Annotated in this window: 16 protein-coding genes; 4 read left to right on the top strand and 12 right to left on the bottom strand. The window is 64.4% G+C overall.

Going from position 1 to position 16263, the window contains the following annotated elements; genetic code table 11:
* Positions 1-13: 13 nt before the first annotated feature.
* Positions 14-1147, bottom strand: a complete 1134-nt coding sequence (locus tag QU596_RS10660; RefSeq protein ID WP_308515491.1) for a S41 family peptidase — start codon at positions 1145-1147, stop codon at positions 14-16.
* A 145-nt stretch (positions 1148-1292) separates the two neighbouring features.
* On the opposite strand from QU596_RS10660, the gene QU596_RS10655 reads away from it, so the two are divergent.
* The gene (locus QU596_RS10655) at positions 1293-1760 is read left to right on the top strand and encodes an Lrp/AsnC family transcriptional regulator (protein WP_308515490.1); all 468 of its coding nucleotides are present in this window, start codon (positions 1293-1295) and stop codon (positions 1758-1760) included.
* On the opposite strand, the gene QU596_RS10650 is transcribed toward QU596_RS10655, so the two are convergent.
* The 3 genes from QU596_RS10650 to QU596_RS10640 all read right to left on the bottom strand — a co-directional run bounded on the left by QU596_RS10650 (position 1757) and on the right by QU596_RS10640 (position 5132).
* Complete coding sequence (locus QU596_RS10650) at positions 1757-3616, bottom strand: DUF885 domain-containing protein (protein ID WP_308515489.1); 1860 nt, start codon at positions 3614-3616, stop codon at positions 1757-1759. The two genes, QU596_RS10655 and QU596_RS10650, sit on opposite strands and share 4 nt — an antisense overlap.
* A 94-nt stretch (positions 3617-3710) precedes the next feature.
* On the bottom strand, positions 3711-4556 hold the full coding sequence (locus QU596_RS10645) for an RcnB family protein (protein WP_308515488.1): 846 nt from the start codon (positions 4554-4556) through the stop codon (positions 3711-3713).
* A 78-nt stretch (positions 4557-4634) separates the two neighbouring features.
* Positions 4635-5132, bottom strand: coding sequence for a (2Fe-2S)-binding protein (locus QU596_RS10640; RefSeq protein ID WP_308517987.1), 498 nt, complete (start codon positions 5130-5132; stop codon positions 4635-4637).
* 46 nt (positions 5133-5178) lie between these two features.
* On the opposite strand from QU596_RS10640, the gene QU596_RS10635 reads away from it, so the two are divergent.
* Together QU596_RS10635 and QU596_RS10630 are read left to right on the top strand one after the other, a co-directional pair.
* A complete protein-coding gene (locus QU596_RS10635) occupies positions 5179-5964 on the top strand; it encodes an alpha/beta fold hydrolase (protein ID WP_308515487.1) in 786 nt (261 codons plus the stop codon).
* A 210-nt stretch (positions 5965-6174) separates the two neighbouring features.
* Positions 6175-8424 carry a bifunctional salicylyl-CoA 5-hydroxylase/oxidoreductase gene (locus QU596_RS10630; RefSeq protein WP_420030916.1) on the top strand — a complete coding sequence of 750 codons (2250 nt, stop codon included), beginning with the start codon at positions 6175-6177 and terminating at the stop codon, positions 8422-8424.
* Here QU596_RS10630 and QU596_RS10625 read toward each other — a convergent pair.
* Positions 8421-8699 (bottom strand): PilZ domain-containing protein, encoded by a 279-nt coding sequence (locus tag QU596_RS10625; protein WP_308515485.1) that lies wholly within the window; start codon positions 8697-8699, stop codon positions 8421-8423. The two genes, QU596_RS10630 and QU596_RS10625, sit on opposite strands and share 4 nt — an antisense overlap.
* A gap of 144 nt (positions 8700-8843) precedes the next feature.
* Entirely contained in the window at positions 8844-9122 is a 279-nt protein-coding gene (locus tag QU596_RS10620) for a hypothetical protein (protein ID WP_308515484.1), read from the bottom strand.
* Positions 9123-9247: 125 nt separating this feature from the next.
* Between QU596_RS10620 and QU596_RS10615 the strand changes: the two genes are divergently transcribed.
* A complete protein-coding gene (locus QU596_RS10615; RefSeq protein WP_308515483.1) occupies positions 9248-10111 on the top strand; it encodes an ROK family protein in 864 nt (287 codons plus the stop codon).
* On the opposite strand, the gene QU596_RS10610 is transcribed toward QU596_RS10615, so the two are convergent.
* Genes QU596_RS10610 through QU596_RS10585 form a run of 6 tightly spaced genes read right to left on the bottom strand, consistent with a single transcriptional unit; the run spans position 10108 to position 16248 of the window.
* On the bottom strand, positions 10108-11154 hold the full coding sequence (locus tag QU596_RS10610; protein WP_308515482.1) for a glutathione synthetase: 1047 nt from the start codon (positions 11152-11154) through the stop codon (positions 10108-10110). The genes QU596_RS10615 and QU596_RS10610 overlap by 4 nt on opposite strands.
* 8 nt (positions 11155-11162) lie before the next feature.
* Positions 11163-13004: a peptidase MATCAP family protein gene (locus tag QU596_RS10605; protein ID WP_308515481.1), complete on the bottom strand. Its 1842-nt coding sequence runs from the start codon at positions 13002-13004 to the stop codon at positions 11163-11165.
* Positions 13001-13804, bottom strand: a complete 804-nt coding sequence (locus tag QU596_RS10600; RefSeq protein ID WP_308515480.1) for an N-formylglutamate amidohydrolase — start codon at positions 13802-13804, stop codon at positions 13001-13003. The genes QU596_RS10605 and QU596_RS10600 overlap by 4 nt, the downstream gene beginning before the upstream one ends.
* Positions 13805-13847: 43 nt before the next feature.
* Complete coding sequence (mce, locus tag QU596_RS10595; RefSeq protein ID WP_308515479.1) at positions 13848-14264, bottom strand: methylmalonyl-CoA epimerase; 417 nt, start codon at positions 14262-14264, stop codon at positions 13848-13850.
* Positions 14261-14746: an OsmC family protein gene (locus QU596_RS10590; protein WP_308515478.1), complete on the bottom strand. Its 486-nt coding sequence runs from the start codon at positions 14744-14746 to the stop codon at positions 14261-14263. Before QU596_RS10590 ends, mce begins: the two co-directional genes overlap by 4 nt.
* Positions 14716-16248 carry an acyl-CoA carboxylase subunit beta gene (locus tag QU596_RS10585; RefSeq protein WP_308515477.1) on the bottom strand — a complete coding sequence of 511 codons (1533 nt, stop codon included), beginning with the start codon at positions 16246-16248 and terminating at the stop codon, positions 14716-14718. Before QU596_RS10585 ends, QU596_RS10590 begins: the two co-directional genes overlap by 31 nt.
* Positions 16249-16263: the final 15 nt, after the last annotated feature.

The following is a 16263-nucleotide window of genomic DNA, read 5'->3' as shown; positions in this document are numbered from 1 at the left end:
TTGCCCCTGCGCCCTATCGCGCCTTCAGCTTGTCAGAATGGACCGGTTCCGCCGGAACCTCAAGCGCGTCCAGCCGCACGGCCTCCTCGTGGCTCAGCCCCGCTCTCTCGAGCGCGGTTACCAGTGCCAGCTTCGGATCGACCGCAATGTCGGGCGCGATGCCGTCGCCTTCCCAATCCTTGCCGGTCTTGATGTCGTAGGTCCGGCCGATCGGCATCCACACCGCAAAATGCTCATTGATCGGCTGTCCGCCGCCGAAGTGGTTCGCACCCGCTGTGGCTTCGCCAATCAGGGTGGCGCGTCCGGTCGACTTCAGCGCCAGCGCGAAATGCTCCGCCGCCGAAGCGCTACGGTTGGATGTCAGCAAGTAGATCTTGGCCTTGCGCAGCGCCGTATCTTCGCCCGGGATCGCGCTATGCGTCGCGACCATTTGATCACCGACCGCCGCGTAGACCAGCGTGGGGCCTGCTTCCACCGGCGACCCGCGGCGATCATAAATGTCCTTGGAGATCGCCATTTTCACCAGTGGCGTCTTGCTCCCGTAGACGTAGGAGAAGATTGCATCCTGCTCATCGAGCCCACCGCCATGGTGGTTGCGCAGATCGAAGATCAGCGTCTTCGCATCGCGATTGTCGGCGAGCCACTTGCGCAGCGCTGCCATTTCCTCGTCACGGCCCATGAAGGCGGTGAAGCGAATGTATCCGATGCCCGGCGCAATTGTCTTCGCGGACTGGATCAGCGCCGGCCAGTTCTTCGGCCGTCCGCCGCCGCCACCGCGCTCGCGCTCGCCCACGGGCGGCGCCAACATGACGTGCAAGTGGCCGTCCTTGTGCACTGACTGAAGATCGTCCGTCAGCAGCTTGGCGAGCTCGCCGCGCGTGCCGCTGTCGTAGCGACCCGCGGCGGCATTCTTGCGGAGCATTGCCGCATAGGCCTTGGCCTGGTCGCGATAGACGAAGGAGCTGACCAGATCGTCGGCGAGCTTGTTGGCGACGGCGCGGCCCTCGCCTTGCTCGACCGCCAAGGCTGCGGCCGGATCTGCCGGCACAGGTTTCGCCGCCGGCGCCGCTTGCGCCGTCACTGGCGAAGCCTGGCTGGCCGCAAGGATGAGCCCGAAGGTTGCCGGAATGAGCATGGTGATACGCACAAAATAATCCCCTTGTGGTTTGCGTCGTTCGCCCAATCCTACCCGATCCGCTGTCCGCCAGATGAACAGACCGGTGGTGGAACGACACTTTGCCAAGCGCGCGCAAAATCCGTGCGGCCCGTGCCAAATTTTGGCATGAGCAGGCATGCTCGATCCATTCGACGTCGCGCTTCTGAACATCATTCAGCGCGATGATTCGCAGACTGCCGACCAGTTGGCGACACAAGTCGCCCTTTCGCCCTCGGCGATAGCGCGCCGACTTCGCCGTCTTCGTGGGGAGGGTTGGATCGGCCGCACCATTGCGCTCCTATCCAATCGCTTCACCGACCAGCGGCTCCGCGCGCTCGTCTTCGTCGAGCTGGCCGAGCACGCCGACCTCAAGGGCAAGATGGCCGTCGAGGAACGCCTGCGCGCCGTGGACCAGGTGCAGTTTTGCTACGAGGTCACTGGCGACAGCGACCTCCTGCTGCTGGTCGACTGCACCAACATGCTGGAGTTCAACCGCTTCTGCGACCAAGTGCTCGTCGCCGATCCGACCGTCCGCCGTTACGAGACCAGCTTCGTCAAGCGCGAGATCAAGTTTCAGCCGTTCATCAAGCTCGCGTCGGCCTAGGCCGCTGCCTTCCGCTCCGCGATCCAGCGGTCGATCTTGGCTTCCAGGATCGACAGCGGCAGCCCGCCCGTATTCAGGATCTGCGCGTGGAAATCGCGGATGTCGAACTTTGGTCCAAGCTCAGTCTCCGCCTTCTTGCGCAGCCGCTGGATCGTCAGCGCACCGATCTTGTACGCGGTCGCCTGGCTCGGGATCGCGATGTAGCGTTCGACCTCGGCCGTCGCGTCGGTCTTCCCCATGCCTGAATTCGACAGCATGTATCCGATCGCCTGATCGCGGGTCCAACCCTTGGTGTGCAGCCCGGTGTCGACGACCAAGCGCATCGCGCGCAGCATTTCGTCATTGAGCGTCCCGAACCGCGCCAGCGGGTCCTTGTAGAAACCCATGTCGTAACCGAGCGTCTCCGCATAGAGCGCCCAGCCTTCGACGTAGGCCGTGTTGCCGCCGAACCGCATGAAGTTGGGCAGGTTCGGGTCCTCCTGCGCCAGGCTGATCTGGAAGTGATGCCCTGGCTCGCCTTCGTGCAGGAAGAGCGTGGTCTCGCCCCACGTCATGCGTGACGGCAGATCATAGGCGTTGAAGTAAAAGGTGCCCGGCCGCGACCCATCCGGCGTTCCGCTGTCGTAGCTGCCGCCTGCCTCGAACTTCTCGCGGAATTCGGGATAGGGCCGGATCACCAGCGGGGTCTTCGGCACCAGCGAGAAGTATTTCGGAATCTGCGCGTCGACCTTCTGCTTGAGGTCGTAATAATCCTGCGTCAGCGATGCCCGGCTCTTGGGCTGAAACTTTGGGCTGGTCCGCATGTAGTCGAAGAAGGCGTGCAGATCGCCCTTGAAGCCAAGCTCGTCGCGGACGCCTTCGAATTCCTTCGTAATCCGCGCGACCTCGCTGAGGCCGAGGTTATGGATTTCGTCCGGCGTCATCGGCAGCGTGGTCGTCGACTGCACCTGGTAGCGATAAAGCGCATCGCCACCCTTCATGGTGCTGAGGCCAACGCCCTCACGCGCCTTGGGCAGATATTCGTTCTTCAGGAAATCCCGCAGCCGTGTCAGCGCCGGATAGACCGTCGTCGTCAGCGACTGACGGAATTCGCTGGTTAGCCGCGCGCGGTCGGCCGCGCCGATGCTCGCCGGGAAGTCCTTGATCGGTCCCCAATAAGGCGACGCCTCGGGCTTGAGCTTCAGCTGGTCATTCAGCTGCTCGATCATGTTGCGGACGGTGAGCTTGGTGTCGAAGACGCCTTCCGCTTCGCCCTTGCGCCACTGCGCGATCGCCTCATCGATGTTGGCCGCAAAATCGCGATTACGCTTCAGGCTGTTCTCATAATCCGCGACCGTCTTGAACGGTGCGCTACCCTGCCCGCTCGCCAGTGTCGGATATTCGGTGTGCAGGCCATAGAAGTGGTTCATTGGCCGCGCTTCGAACAACGGCAGGAGGTCCGGCTGCAGGCCGCGCAGATCGTCCTTCGTCTGGAACTCGAACACGTCGTAGGCGATCTGGTCGGTTTGGTTCAGCTCGCCGCGCGGGATGGCGCGAAGCGCGGCAAGGTCCAGCTCCGCGGCGGCCTTCTCCGCCTGGTAATGCGCGTCGCTATAGAGATCGCCGAGCCGGTCGGCGAACCGCATGTCGCCCCGATAAAGCGCCTGCAGCGGGTTGCGCTTCAGGCTCGCCTCGTCGCTGTCCTTGAACAGCTTGAACAAGCGGTCATGCGCACTGGCTTGCGGCGTTGCCGTCACCACCGTCGGGGAAGTGACAATAGGCGGCCCGCTCGCCGTCAACGGACCCGGCGCAGTCGTCGCGCATGCGCCGAGCGCAAGCATCGAGCAAGACAAGATCAAACGTCCGGCAATCGTCATTCGGAAACCTCGCAAGACCCGGATCGGGCGCGGAAAAAGAAAGGGGCGCTGCAGGTATGCCCGCAACGCCCCTTCGATCAATGGTTGGTAGGTTCTACCAGAAGAAGTTTGGGATCGCGTCGATCACCTGTCCCGAATAGATGTCCACCAGCAGCGCATCGTTCCAGTAGCGGATCCACTGCGTGCCCGGCGGCGGGTACGGCAGGCCGTACATGGCCGGATCGAACCAGTAGTTCTGCCCGTAATAGGCCGGGCTCAACCGGTACCCGATGTCGTAGCGGCGATAATTATAACCGAACGGATCGAAGTAGATGCCGAGGCGGAACGTCGAGCGGTGCTGGTCGCGGTAGCGCCGCCAGTCGTAGCGGCGGTCGTTGCGCCAGTCGCGGTTCCAGGTCCCGGTCCAGCGGCGGCCATCGACCGTCGGCTGGCGATTCTGCCACGCCTGACGCTGTTGCCAGTCCTGGTTGACCTCGCCGCCCGGCCGGTTCCAGCCGCCGTTGCGGTCGCGCGTCCAGCGCTGGGTCTCACCCGCACGCTGATCGGGCTGGCGGGTCCAGTGCGATGTTTCGCCCGAACGCTGGACGTTATCGCGGTTCCACCGCGCGGTTCCGTCGCCCCGCTGCTGGCGATACGCCTGGATCTGCTCAGGGCTTGGGCGCTGCCCATCGAACGAAGGCCGGTTGCCGTCATAGCGCGGACGGTCACCGCGGTTTCCGTCGAACTGCGGACGGTCGGGACGGTTGCCGCTGAACTGCGGGCGTTCGGGGCGGCCGCCATTGTCGGCACGCTGGGCATCCCGCTGTGCACGGAATTGCTCGCGGGCTTCGGCGCGGTCCGGGCGGGCACGCTGTTCGTTCTGGTCGGCGTCTTGGGGACGCGCCATGGCAGGCGACACCGCGACGCCGGCCAGCAACAGCGAAATGATAAACTTACGCATGATCGTGACTCTCTCAAGTTCCTGAGGAGTGAATTGCGCCTGAGTCCATGAGCGGCGGCTTAACCGTTTCGGAAGCGTTTATTCAGCCTTCTGAGGCACGGTTGCGGTGTGCGTAGAAACTTCCGGTTCCTTGGGCGCCGCGGCCTGGACAGCACGCGCGATCGCCTTGCGAATACGAAGGTAAGCGCCACAGCGGCAGATATTCGGCAGGGCATTGATCTGCTCGTCCGACGGCCCCGGAGTCGCGTCCAGCATGGCGGCGATGGCCATGATGAAACCCGGCTCGCAATAGCCGCACATCGTCACCTGCTCGGCAAGCCAGGCTTGCTGCACCGGATGTGACCCGCCGAGCCCTTCGATGGTCGTCACCGTCGCTCCTTCCAGCGCGCCGATCGCAACGCTGCAGCTTGTCACGGCCTGACCGTCGATGATGACCGTGCATGCCCCGCAATCACGGCTGTCGCAGCCATATTTAGTGCCGGTCAGGTTCGATGCATCGCGCAGCGCCCACAGCAAGGGCGTCGCCGGATCGAGCCGATAGTTCACGCCCTCGCCATTGACCGTCATCCGCGCCATCGCGCGGGTGCTAGCGCGGGCGGCGCCACCCTGCCAAGAGACGGCCATGTCCAGGACCGCAACCCAGTTCGGCACATCTCTCGGATATGACGAGGCAGGCGGCGGCGACGCCATCCCGCTCGTATTCCTGCACGGCGTCGGTTCTGACAAGTCCGTCTGGCGCCCGCAGCTTGACCACTTCGGCAAGAGCCGCCGGACGATCGCCTTCGACTATCCAGGCTACGGCGACAGCGACCCCGCCCCCGCGGGTACTACCCGCGACGATTATGCGGCGGCGATCTTGTCGGCGATGCGCGCGCTCGGGATCGACCGTGCGCATGTTTGCGGTCTGTCGCTGGGCGGCGTCATCGCGATCGCGCTTCACCATGCGGCGCCGGCGGCATGTGCTTCGCTGATCCTCGCCGACACCTTCGCTGCCCATCCGGACGGCCAGGCGATCTACGAACGATCCTGCGCCGCCAGCAGGGACATGCCGGCCCTCGCCCGCGGCCGCGTCGATGCCCTGCTCGCCGCTCCAGCCGATGCGGCGGTCCGCGCCGAAGTCGTCGATACGATGGCGCGAATCGATCCCGCCGCGTTCCGCATTGGCGCCGAAGCTGTGTGGCTCGCCGAACAGCGCGACCGGGCCACAGCCATCGGCGTGCCGACCCTAGTCCTCTGCGGCGACCGCGACACCGTCACGCCGCCGGACCTTTCCTACGAACTCGGCTCGCTGATCTCGGGCAGTACGGTGGCGATGATCGAGGGCGCCGGACATCTTGGCAATCTTGAGAAGCCCGACGTGTTCAATCGAATAATCGAAGACTTCATCGCCGCACACGAGAAGGAATGAAAGAATCTGTCCTATGAGGCGCGCCTTGTGCCATGCTGCGGCGATGCGGTTCCGCGCTTCACCTGAACCTCGATCGCGCGCAGCAAGCGGCGCCGCTAAGTTCACCGAAAACGCGCTGCCCGGCGTGAACTTTGTGAACCTAAGCAAGCTTCCCCTGTGAAGATCGCCTGCGTCGGGGCGGGTCCGGCGGGCCTTTATTTCGCAATTTCGATGAAATTGCGTGATCCCAGCCATGAAATAACCGTGTTTGAGCGCAATGCGCGCGGCGTCACTTTCGGCTGGGGCGTCGTCTTCTCGGACCTCACCGTCGACAATATTACGCGTAACGATCCGGTTTCGGCGGCGATCATCACCGGCGAGTTCGCGCACTGGGACGACATTGACGTCCACATCCACGGCCAGACGATCACCTCGGGCGGCCACGGCTTCATCGGCATCGGCCGCAAGCGTCTGTTGGAGATCCTGTGCGCCCGCGCGGAGGAGCTCGGCGTCAGGCTGCACTTCGAGGCCGAGTGCGACCCCGCGCACCCGCGCTGGCGTGATTATGATCTCGTCATCGCCGCTGATGGCGCCAACTCCCGCTTCCGTGACGCCACGCCGCAGGCCTTCGGCGTCGACATCGATGTGCGCGCGAACAAGTTCGTCTGGCTCGGCACGTCGAAAGTATTCGACGCCTTCACCTTCGCGTTCGAGGAGACAGAACACGGTTGGGTCTGGGCGCACGCCTACAAGTTCGCGCCCGACTGCTCGACCTTCATCGTCGAATGTTCGGAAAGCACGTGGCGCGGCCTCGGCTTCGACCGCATGTCGCAGGACGAAAGCATTGAGGCCTGTGAGAAAGTGTTTGCGAAGTATCGCGACGGCCATTCGCTGCAGTCGAATGCGACGCACCTCGTCGGCTCGGCGGCCTGGCTCAACTTCCGCCGCATCAAGTGCGAGCGCTGGTCGAGCGGCAACGTCATCCTGCTCGGCGACGCCGCCCATACCGCGCATTTCTCAATCGGCAGCGGCACCAAGCTGGCGCTCGAAGACGCGATCAAGCTGGCCGAGGTGCTCAATCGCCCGAACATCAGCCTCGCGGCGGGCCTCGACGAATATGTTGCCGAGCGGAACCTTGAAGTGCTCAAGCTGCAGAACAGCGCGCGCAACTCGACCGAATGGTTCGAGACGCTGGAGCGCTACACGCATTTCGAGCCGCTGCAGTTCGCCTACTCGCTGCTGACGCGCAGCCAGCGTATCAGCCACGAAAATCTGCGCGTGCGCGATGCCGCCTGGCTGTCCGAGGTCGAACGCTGGTTCTGGAACCGCGCGACGGACGGCAAGTCCGACAAGGCCGCGCCGCCGATGTTCGCGCCTTTCAGACTGCGCCAAATGATTGTGGAGAACCGCGTCACCGTGTCGCCGATGGCGATGTATTCAGCGGTCGACGGCACGCCGAACGACTTCCACTTCGTGCATTACGGCGAACGCGCGCTCGGCGGCGCCGGCCTGCTGTTTACCGAGATGACCTGCGTCTCGCCTGAAGGCCGCATCACGCCGGGCTGCACCGGTATGTGGAACGACGACCACGTCGCCGCGTGGAAGCGCATCGTCGACTTCGTGCACGCCCAGTCGAGGGCGAAGATCTGCCTGCAACTCGGCCATTCCGGCGCCAAGGGTTCGACGTGTCTCGGCTGGGACGGCAATGACGTGCCGCTCACCGACGGCAACTGGCCGGTGATGGCCGCGAGCGACGTGCCATGGTCGCCCGTTAACCAGGTGCCGGCGCCAATGACCCGCGCCGACATGGATCGTGTCCGCGACGAGTTCGTGACGGCCGTGCGCATGGGGCTCGACGCCGGGTTCGACATGATCGAACTACACGCCGCGCACGGATATCTGCTGTCGGGCTTCATCACGCCGCTGCAGAACAAGCGCACCGACGAATATGGCGGTTCGCTCGAGAACAGGCTGCGCTTCCCGCTCGAAGTTTTCGCCGCGATGCGCGCGGCCTGGCCGCAGGATCACCCAATGTCCGTGCGAATCTCGGCGACGGACTGGGCCGGCGGTGGCGGCATCACGCCCGACGAAGCCGTCGAGATCGGCGAAGCCTTCGCACGCGAAGGGGCCGACTTAATCGATGTGTCGGCCGGCCAGACCTGGGCCGACCAGCAACCGGTCTATGGCCGCATGTTCCAGACCCCATTCAGCGACCGCATCCGCAATGAGGGCAAGCTGGCGACCATGGCGGTCGGCAACATCTACGAGCCCGACCACGCCAATTCGATCCTCGCCGCCGGCCGTGCCGATCTCGTCGCGCTTGCCCGACCGCACCTCGTCGATCCGTTCTGGACTCTGCGCGCGGCAGCGCAGCTCGACTACCGCGACGTCGCCTGCCCGCCACAATATCTCAACGGCCTCAGCCAGCTCGCGCGTAACATGAAACGCGACGCCGAAGCCGCGGCGGCGCTGAAGGTTTAAAGTGCGACCGGCTCCGCGAACACGCCGCCGGACTCGTTGCCGCAGGCCCAGCAGATGAGCGCCTTGACCGGGAATTGCTTTGCTGCCTCCAGGGTCACTTCCCAGCCCACTTCCAGCGGGTTGGCCGACAGCAGCCGGAAGCCGTCGCTCGACAGGTTGACGATCTGGGCATCGACCTCGCCCGTTTCGCAAAGCACGCGCACGTCGAAATCGACGTCGACGCGCGGGTCGCGCGGCGGCCATTCGGTGCCCGAAAGAATCGCTTCATGTTTCATGCCACGTCCACTTCACTTCGCGCATGCGCCGGCGTCCACTCCGGTGCGCGCATCGGTTCCACTGCAGCAATTTGACGCAACATGCTTAAGCGGCGTGTGAAGGAAACGGGTTGCGAAATCGTTTACCCTGTTTGGCGCAGACGATCAGGCGCCGGTGACGGGCTCCGCCCATTCGCGCGCTTTTTCGACGGCGTTGAGTTCGCGGATGAGCGCATCCACGTTGCGTGTCATTTCGTCGAGGAAGGTGATCTGATGCCGCGCCCCGCGATAGCTCTCCGCCATCAGGATCGCGTCGATGAGGATCGGCACCACCAGGCTTTCGGGATCGTCGACGCTCTCCAGTCCGCGCAGCTTGCCCAGCGCCTTGCGTCGCGCCGCGACCGGATCGTTCATCGCTTCGCTGCGCCCGATACACCATGCCATTCTTCGTCTCCTGAACCTTGCGCAAAAGATACGCCGATGATCACGAAGCGGAAGTTCAGGCTGGCGCGGGCGACGCGCGGACTGGCGCAGGCAAGATTAAACCCGTCGTGGCGAACGGACGGCAAATGACTTACGCGGGGGTCGAGCTGGGCGGCACCAAGTGCATCGCTATCCTGGCCGACGGGCCGGGACAGATCGTGGCTCGCGAAAGCGTTCCAACCACGGCGCCGCGAGAAACATTGAATGCGTTGGGCGAGATTCTAGCGGGCTGGCACTGCGATGCGCTGGGAGTTGCCAGCTTCGGTCCGATCGATATCGACCCCGCCTCGCCCACCTACGGCCGGATGCGGGCGACACCGAAGCCGGGCTGGGCGCACGCCGATATTCTCGCGCCGTTGGCCGATGCCGCCAGGGCGCCCGCGCAGCTCGACACCGACGTCAACGGTGCCGCCTTTGCCGAGATGCGCTGGGGCAGCGGGCGCGGCATGCAGGATTTCGCCTACATCACGGTGGGCACTGGCATCGGCGTCGGCCTGATCGTCAACGGCCAGCCGACGCGCGGCTTCGGTCATTCTGAGCTGGGGCACCTCAGGGTCGCGCGGCTCGCCGGCGACGATTGGCCGGGTTCGTGCCCCTTCCACGGTGATTGCGTCGAGGGCCTCGCGTCGGGAACGGCGCTCAGCGCCCGGCTGGGAAAGGGATTGGCCGACACCCCACGCGATCACACCGCTTGGGAGACGGTCATCTGGACGCTGGCCCAGCTCTGCCACGCGATCGTCCTGACGGCCGCGCCGCGGCGGATCGCCATCGGTGGCGGCGTCCCGGCACGCCAGCCGCATCTGCTGGAAAGGATCGAGGCCAAGCTGGTCGAGAGCCTCAACGGTTACGTCGAACTGCCACTCGCCAGAGGATATGTCTGCGCGCCCGAACTCGGCGACGACGCGGGTCCGCTCGGCGCCATCGCGCTCGCAATGCAGGCTGCCGCCTAGAGGATTGCCAGATGCCGGTTGTCGAAAGCACCGGCATACTCATCCTGGATCAACACCTTGCGCTCGATCGATTCCAGGATCGGCACCGAGAAATCGACGCCCGCTAGGTTGGAGCAGCTGTGCAGGTTGCCGGGCGAGAACACATTCACTTCCAGGATCTTGTCACCGACGATGTCGATGCCGATCAGGAACATGCCGTCGGCGAGCAGCTTGGGCCGGATGATCTCGGCGACGGCCAGCTCGACCTTGCCGATCTCAACCTTCTCCGCCTTGCCGCCGGCATGGATGTTGGAGCGGATATCGTCCTTCGCCTGCACCCGGCGGAGCGCGGCATATTTGCCGTCGATCTCCAGCGGCCGGCCGTTCATCATGAACAGGCGGATGTCGCCCTTCTTCGCCGCCGGCACATAGGCCTGGGCGATGATGTAGCCGTCGCGGCTGATGGCCTCGATCATCTGATTGAGGTTCGAGGCGTTCTCGGGATCGAGCTTGAAGACGCCCGATCCGCCCGAGCCCTGCAGCGGCTTCAGGATGATGTTGTTGCCGTGATCCTTGGCGAACGCTTTGATGTCGGAGGCGTGCCGCGTGATCAAAGTTTCGGCGCGCGCTTCGGGCGGGAAGCTCTGGAAATACAACTTGTTGATCGCACGACCGAGGCTGTCCGGATCGTTGAGCACGATGACCCCGCGCTTCACCGCCTCGCGGCCGAACAGGATGCCGGCCTCCATCGCCCAGGGCGTCTGGAAATCGATCGACGGGTCGTTGCGCAGCATCAGTACGTCGAGCGCGGTGACGTCCATCCGCTCGACCTTCGTGACCTTCGGATCCCTCAGCGCCTCGAAGAACGCCTTGCGGTCCTTGAACTTGCGTTCGGGCAGGAAACGGCCGTGCACCGAGAGCGTGTCGTCCGGATTGAGCGCGAAATCGGACGGCGTGATGTAGCAGACGCGATGCCCTCGGCTCGCGGCCATATGTGCAAGCACCGTCGTCGCGTAATTCTCATATTCGCGTTCGAGGTCGTTGACGAAAAAACCGATCTGCATGCGCGGGGTCACTCCACGTCGAGTAAAGCCGAAAGGGAAGACTGGCCGCGAACGGCGGCAATCCGACGCTGGACGTCGGCGCGCCCAAGGAATTCCGGTTGAAACAGCGGTGGGCGGACGAGGTTCCGCTGCATCAACTCCTCGATCTCGTCGACGTGATCGACGGCGATCTTGCCGATCCAGAAGGGGTCGAGCGCGGCACCGCGCGCCACCAGGCCCATCACGTCCTGGAAGCCCTTGAGGTAGATTAGGTCCTTGGCGAAGCCGCCTGACCGGAAAACGCGGGTTGTGATATCGAAGGCCGCCTTTCGTCGCAGTCGGTAGCGGTCGACGAGATCGCGATAGACCTCGAGGAACTCCGCGCCGTCGACCATCGCCGCGACCGCCACGACACGCCCGGCGAGCAACCGCATCCGCGGCTCGGACAAGCCGCCGACGGCCCATTCCGCAAAGACGCCAAGACCTTCCTGCACGCCTTCGTAATTGGCGAGACCGGTGCGAAACGCAGTCAGCCCCTGTGAGGCCCCGTTGAAATAGGTCAGCAGATGGACGCTGATCTCGTGCGCCAGCAATGCGTCCACGCGCGACTGCAGCATGGCCGTATTGCCCGCGATCATCAGCTTACCGCCCGACACCAGCAGGCTGCCGACGTCGTCACGAACCTCGATCGCGGCGTCGAAGCGATCGTCGATTGCCCGATAATGTTCGACCAGCTTGTGCGCCGCTGCCGCGACATCGATCGCGCCAACGACCTCGCCGCTGGCCTTCGCCTGCTTCGGCCGCGCCAGGATGGCTTGGGCGTCGGCCAACAAGCTGTTGCTGACGGTCCCATATTGCAGCAGCGAGGCCGCCTTGAACGCGCTGGTATTTCGCGTCGCCAGCATCGTCAGCTGGTGATCAATCTCCTGCCGTTTCTCCGACAACAGCCGTTCGAGCAGCGGATCTTCCACGATCGACAGGTCCACCGCGTAGAGGCCGCGCTTGCCGACCGCCGGATCGATGGTCAGCGGGCGATAGCGAAACTTTGGCGGTTCGGCCTCGCCATCGGCGAAGAACCGCTCCATCGCCTCACGGCTGTTGATAGGCGACACCGACAACAGGAAATCGAAGCTGCGCGCGACCTTGTCGAGCTTCCGGTCGGCATCCAGCGCCGCCGACAGAAAGGCGCTTCGTCCCAGGGAACGGAAATGGCTCGGTGCCCCGACGTCCTGGCGGGACATGTAAACGCAGGCCGTCTTGAGAAGCGCGTCGCCGACGGCGACGGCGAGGTCGCGCGTGACCTGCGGATAGAAGGTTCGCTCATCCAGCCGGTGGATCTGCGGGACGACCAGGGAAACGCGGTCGTATGTGGCGGCATCGGTTGCAATCCCGGCAAGCGCTCCGTCAGCATCGCCGATCGAGACGTCAGGCTTGCGAAGATCAATACGTATCTTGCCGAGCGCCTCGACCAGGCATTCCAACGCCTTGCCGGAGGCCGGGCTGCCGGCGGCAGAGACGCGGAAATCGAAGGGATGCAGATTTTGGGATCCCTCAGGAACCGGATTCCACGGTGCGTCTTCGACCGACAGCAGCAGAAGGCTGCCGAACCTGTCGCGCAGCGCATCGGCCAAGGTGGATAAGGCAACCCCCGCTGCCTGATCGTCCTCAGGCGACCAAATGAGATATGCGGGGCTGTTGACCGCCACCCGCCGGGCGATGCTCCGCGCGGGGTCCACGGCACGATGCAGCACCAGAAACGGCTGCCAGCGATCGAGGTGGATGCGGCCCGTCTTCCCGACGTTCTGGCGCAAGTCGCCACGTTTGCCGAAATCGAGCCCCTCGCCGACGACCTGCAGACGCGGCTGCGTCATCGATTCAGCAGTCCCTCCGCTGTTTCCGCGATGGCGCGAATGAAGCGCCGCATCGCGGCAACTTCGGACGGGATCGGCTCGCCAGTCCATTCGTCCATGTAGAATTTCTTGAACTCAAGCGCGATCGCGCAGGCCCGCCCGGGATAGCGCTCGTGAATGAAGCGCGTCTGCTCGCCCTTGCCCTGAAAGGCGACGTTCTCACGAACGTCCAACTGGCGCCCGTTGAAATCGAACGCCCGCATTTCTTCCATCAGCGGATCGACCAGCCAGGTCCACTCGTCGCGCGGCATGGAGAAGGTGCCGATGTTGATGTCGGGGGCTTCGGCTTGCGGCGTCGGGTCGGCGTCGGCCCCGTCGCGACGGTGGTTGTAACTGTGCACGTCGAGCACGAGGAATTTGGGATGTCGGCGGGCAACATCGTCGAGCAATGTGCCGAGCATCGCATAATAGGCGGCGTGCAGTTCGAGCGAACGGGCGGCCATTGCGTCGTCCAAACCGTCGCTGCCCCACACATCGAGGCCCCAGCTCTGATCCGGCGTGCGGTAGATCGCGCTGTCTGCGCCGCGGTTCAGGTCGAATTCGAAGCGCGAGCGATGCGCGATGACGTGCGCCGCAACGCCGCGCACCGCCTCGCCCGTGAATGGATCCTCCTCGCGGAGGCGGTCGTCTTCGGCGAGCGCCATGCGCGCCGCGATGTCCGGACGCAGGTCGTGACCGTCGTGAATCGCCGTCGCGACCACCGGCCCCGGGCCATATTGCACCGTCCACCACGGATGCGTTTCCTGATTAACCTGGATCACGTCCCCAAAAGCGCATGGCGGCGCATTCGGTTTCGTGTCCGCATCAATGCGCGGCGGGCGTTTCCATGATCTCGGTCAGAACGCCGCCCATGTCCTTGGGATGGACGAAGAAGACGAGCGTCCCGTGCGCGCCGATGCGCGGTTCGCCGAGCACGCGGGCACCCTTGGCCTCAAACTCGGCTTTCGCAGCGTGGATGTCCGGCACCTCGAAACAAACGTGATGCTGGCCACCGAGCGGATTGCGCTCGAGAAATTTCACGATCGGCGAGTTGTCGCCCAACGGCTCGATCAGCTCGATCTGGCTGTTGGGCGTGTCGACGAAGCAGACACGGACGCCCTGCGCCGGCAGGTCGAACGGCGCGCCATGCGGCTCGGCGCCGAACAGGTTGCGGTAGGTTTCGAGGCTCTGCTCGATGGACGGCGTCGCAATGCCGACATGGTTCAGGCGGCCGAGTTTCATGGCTCGATAGTCACTTCCGTAGTCACGCTGTTGGCGATGAAGCAGGCTTCGTGCGCCTTGTGGTGCAGATCGGCGATCACTGCGGCGTCCGGCGCATCTCCGCTCCAGTTGACTTGTGGGCGGAATGTGACGCGGGTCATCGCGATGCGCCCGTCTTCACGCTTGTCCAGCACGCCTTCCGCCTCATCGACATAGCTGTCGGGGATCAGGCCGGCTCGCCGCGCGAAGTCCACGAAAAACAGCATATGGCAGGACGAGAGCGAGGCGACGAACGCCTCCTCCGGGTCAATGCCAGCCGGGTCGTTCCACGGCGCGGGCACGACGTGCGGGCTGGGCGAGGCAGGGACGGTCAGCCCGCCGTCGAAGCTCCACTGATGCGCGCGGCTGTATTGACCCTTGGCGAAGTCGCTGTCGCCCGAGCGGGTCCAGCGTATCGTGGCGACATAGGTGCTCACAGCGGTATGTTGTCGTGCTTCTTCCACGGGTTTTCGAGCTGCTTGTTGCGCAGCTTTCGCAAGCCCATCGCGACCCGCCGCCGCGTCGAGTGCGGCATGATCACTTCGTCGATGAAGCCCTTGCTCGCCGCCACAAAGGGATTGGCGAAGCGCTCTTCGTACTCGCGGGTGCGTTCGGCGATCTTTTCCGGGTCGCCGATGTCCTTGCGGAAGATGATCTCGACCGCGCCCTTGGCGCCCATCACCGCGATCTCGGCGGTCGGCCAGGCGTAATTGAGGTCGCCGCGCAGATGCTTGGAGGCCATGACGTCATAGGCGCCGCCATAGGCCTTGCGGGTGATGACGGTGATCTTCGGGACCGTCGCTTCGGCGTAGGCGAACAGCAGCTTGGCGCCATGCTTGATGATGCCGTTATGCTCCTGCGCGGTGCCAGGCAGGAAGCCGGGCACGTCGACGAAGGTCAGGATCGGGATGTCGAAGGCGTCGCAGAAGCGGACGAAGCGCGCCCCCTTCTTGGCGCTGTTGATGTCAAGCACCCCGGCCAGCACCATCGGCTGATTGGCCACCACGCCGACGGTCCGCCCTTCAATGCGGATGAAGCCGATAATGATGTTCCCTGCATGAGCTGGCTGGAGTTCGAAGAAGTCGCCCTCGTCGGCGACCTTCCGGATCAGCTCGTGCATGTCGTAAGGCGTCGTCGCGCTCGGCGGGATCAGCGTGTCGAGGCTGTCCTCGAGCCGGTCGATGGGGTCGGCGCACGGCCGCGACGGATCGTCATGACGATTGGATAGCGGCAGAAAGTCAAAGAAATCGCGGGTCGCAAGGAGCGCATCGATGTCGTTCTCGAAGGCGACGTCGGCCACGCCGGACTTCGTTGTGTGGGTCACCGCGCCGCCCAGTTCCTCCTGCGTCACCACCTCATTGGTGACCGTCTTCACCACGTCGGGGCCGGTGACGAACATGTACGAGCTGTCCTTCACCATGAAGATGAAGTCCGTCATCGCCGGCGAATAGACAGCGCCGCCCGCGCACGGGCCCATGATCAGGCTGATCTGCGGGATGACGCCGCTGGCGAGCACGTTGCGCTGGAACACCTCGGCGTAGCCGCCGAGCGACGCGACGCCTTCCTGAATGCGCGCGCCGCCGCTGTCGTTGAGACCGATGACCGGCGCCCCGACCTTCATCGCCATGTCCATGACCTTGCAGATCTTCTGCGCGTGGCGCTCGCTGAGCGAGCCGCCGAACACCGTGAAGTCCTGCGCGAACACGTACACCAGTCGCCCGTTGATCGTGCCCGACCCCGTCACGACGCCGTCGCCCGGGAACTTCTGGCTCTCCATGCCGAAGTCGGCGCAATTGTGCTCGACGAACATGTCATATTCTTCGAAGCTGCCCTGATCGAGCAGCACCGACAGCCGCTCGCGGGCGGTCAGCCGGCCCTTTGCATGCTGCGCCGCAATGCGCTTTTCGCCGCCGCCAAGCCGCGCCAGTTCACGCCGATGCTCGAGTTCTTCGATGGTGGTGGCCAAGCGTGCTCTCCTCGG

The organism is Sphingomonas flavescens (genome assembly GCF_030866745.1).
GTDB classification, from domain to species: domain Bacteria; phylum Pseudomonadota; class Alphaproteobacteria; order Sphingomonadales; family Sphingomonadaceae; genus Sphingomicrobium; species Sphingomicrobium flavescens.
Note: the sequence above shows the minus strand (reverse complement) of the source record. Positions and strands in the feature narration are given on the sequence as shown.

Bases quoted from the DNA above. Each gene is read 5' to 3' on its own strand.
- QU596_RS10655 (WP_308515490.1), top strand. From the start codon at position 1,293: ATGCTCGATCCATTCGACGTCGCGCTTCTGAACATCATTCAGCGCGAT.
- QU596_RS10650 (WP_308515489.1), bottom strand. From the start codon at position 3,616: ATGACGATTGCCGGACGTTTGATCTTGTCTTGCTCGATGCTTGCGCTC.
- QU596_RS10645 (WP_308515488.1), bottom strand. From the start codon at position 4,556: ATGCGTAAGTTTATCATTTCGCTGTTGCTGGCCGGCGTCGCGGTGTCG.
- QU596_RS10640 (WP_308517987.1), bottom strand. From the start codon at position 5,132: ATGGCGCGGATGACGGTCAATGGCGAGGGCGTGAACTATCGGCTCGAT.
- QU596_RS10635 (WP_308515487.1), top strand. From the start codon at position 5,179: ATGTCCAGGACCGCAACCCAGTTCGGCACATCTCTCGGATATGACGAG.
- QU596_RS10630 (WP_420030916.1), top strand. From the start codon at position 6,175: ATGAAATTGCGTGATCCCAGCCATGAAATAACCGTGTTTGAGCGCAAT.
- QU596_RS10625 (WP_308515485.1), bottom strand. From the start codon at position 8,699: ATGAAACATGAAGCGATTCTTTCGGGCACCGAATGGCCGCCGCGCGAC.
- QU596_RS10620 (WP_308515484.1), bottom strand. From the start codon at position 9,122: ATGGCATGGTGTATCGGGCGCAGCGAAGCGATGAACGATCCGGTCGCG.
- QU596_RS10615 (WP_308515483.1), top strand. From the start codon at position 9,248: ATGACTTACGCGGGGGTCGAGCTGGGCGGCACCAAGTGCATCGCTATC.
- QU596_RS10610 (WP_308515482.1), bottom strand. From the start codon at position 11,154: ATGCAGATCGGTTTTTTCGTCAACGACCTCGAACGCGAATATGAGAAT.
- QU596_RS10605 (WP_308515481.1), bottom strand. From the start codon at position 13,004: ATGACGCAGCCGCGTCTGCAGGTCGTCGGCGAGGGGCTCGATTTCGGC.
- mce (WP_308515479.1), bottom strand. From the start codon at position 14,264: ATGAAACTCGGCCGCCTGAACCATGTCGGCATTGCGACGCCGTCCATC.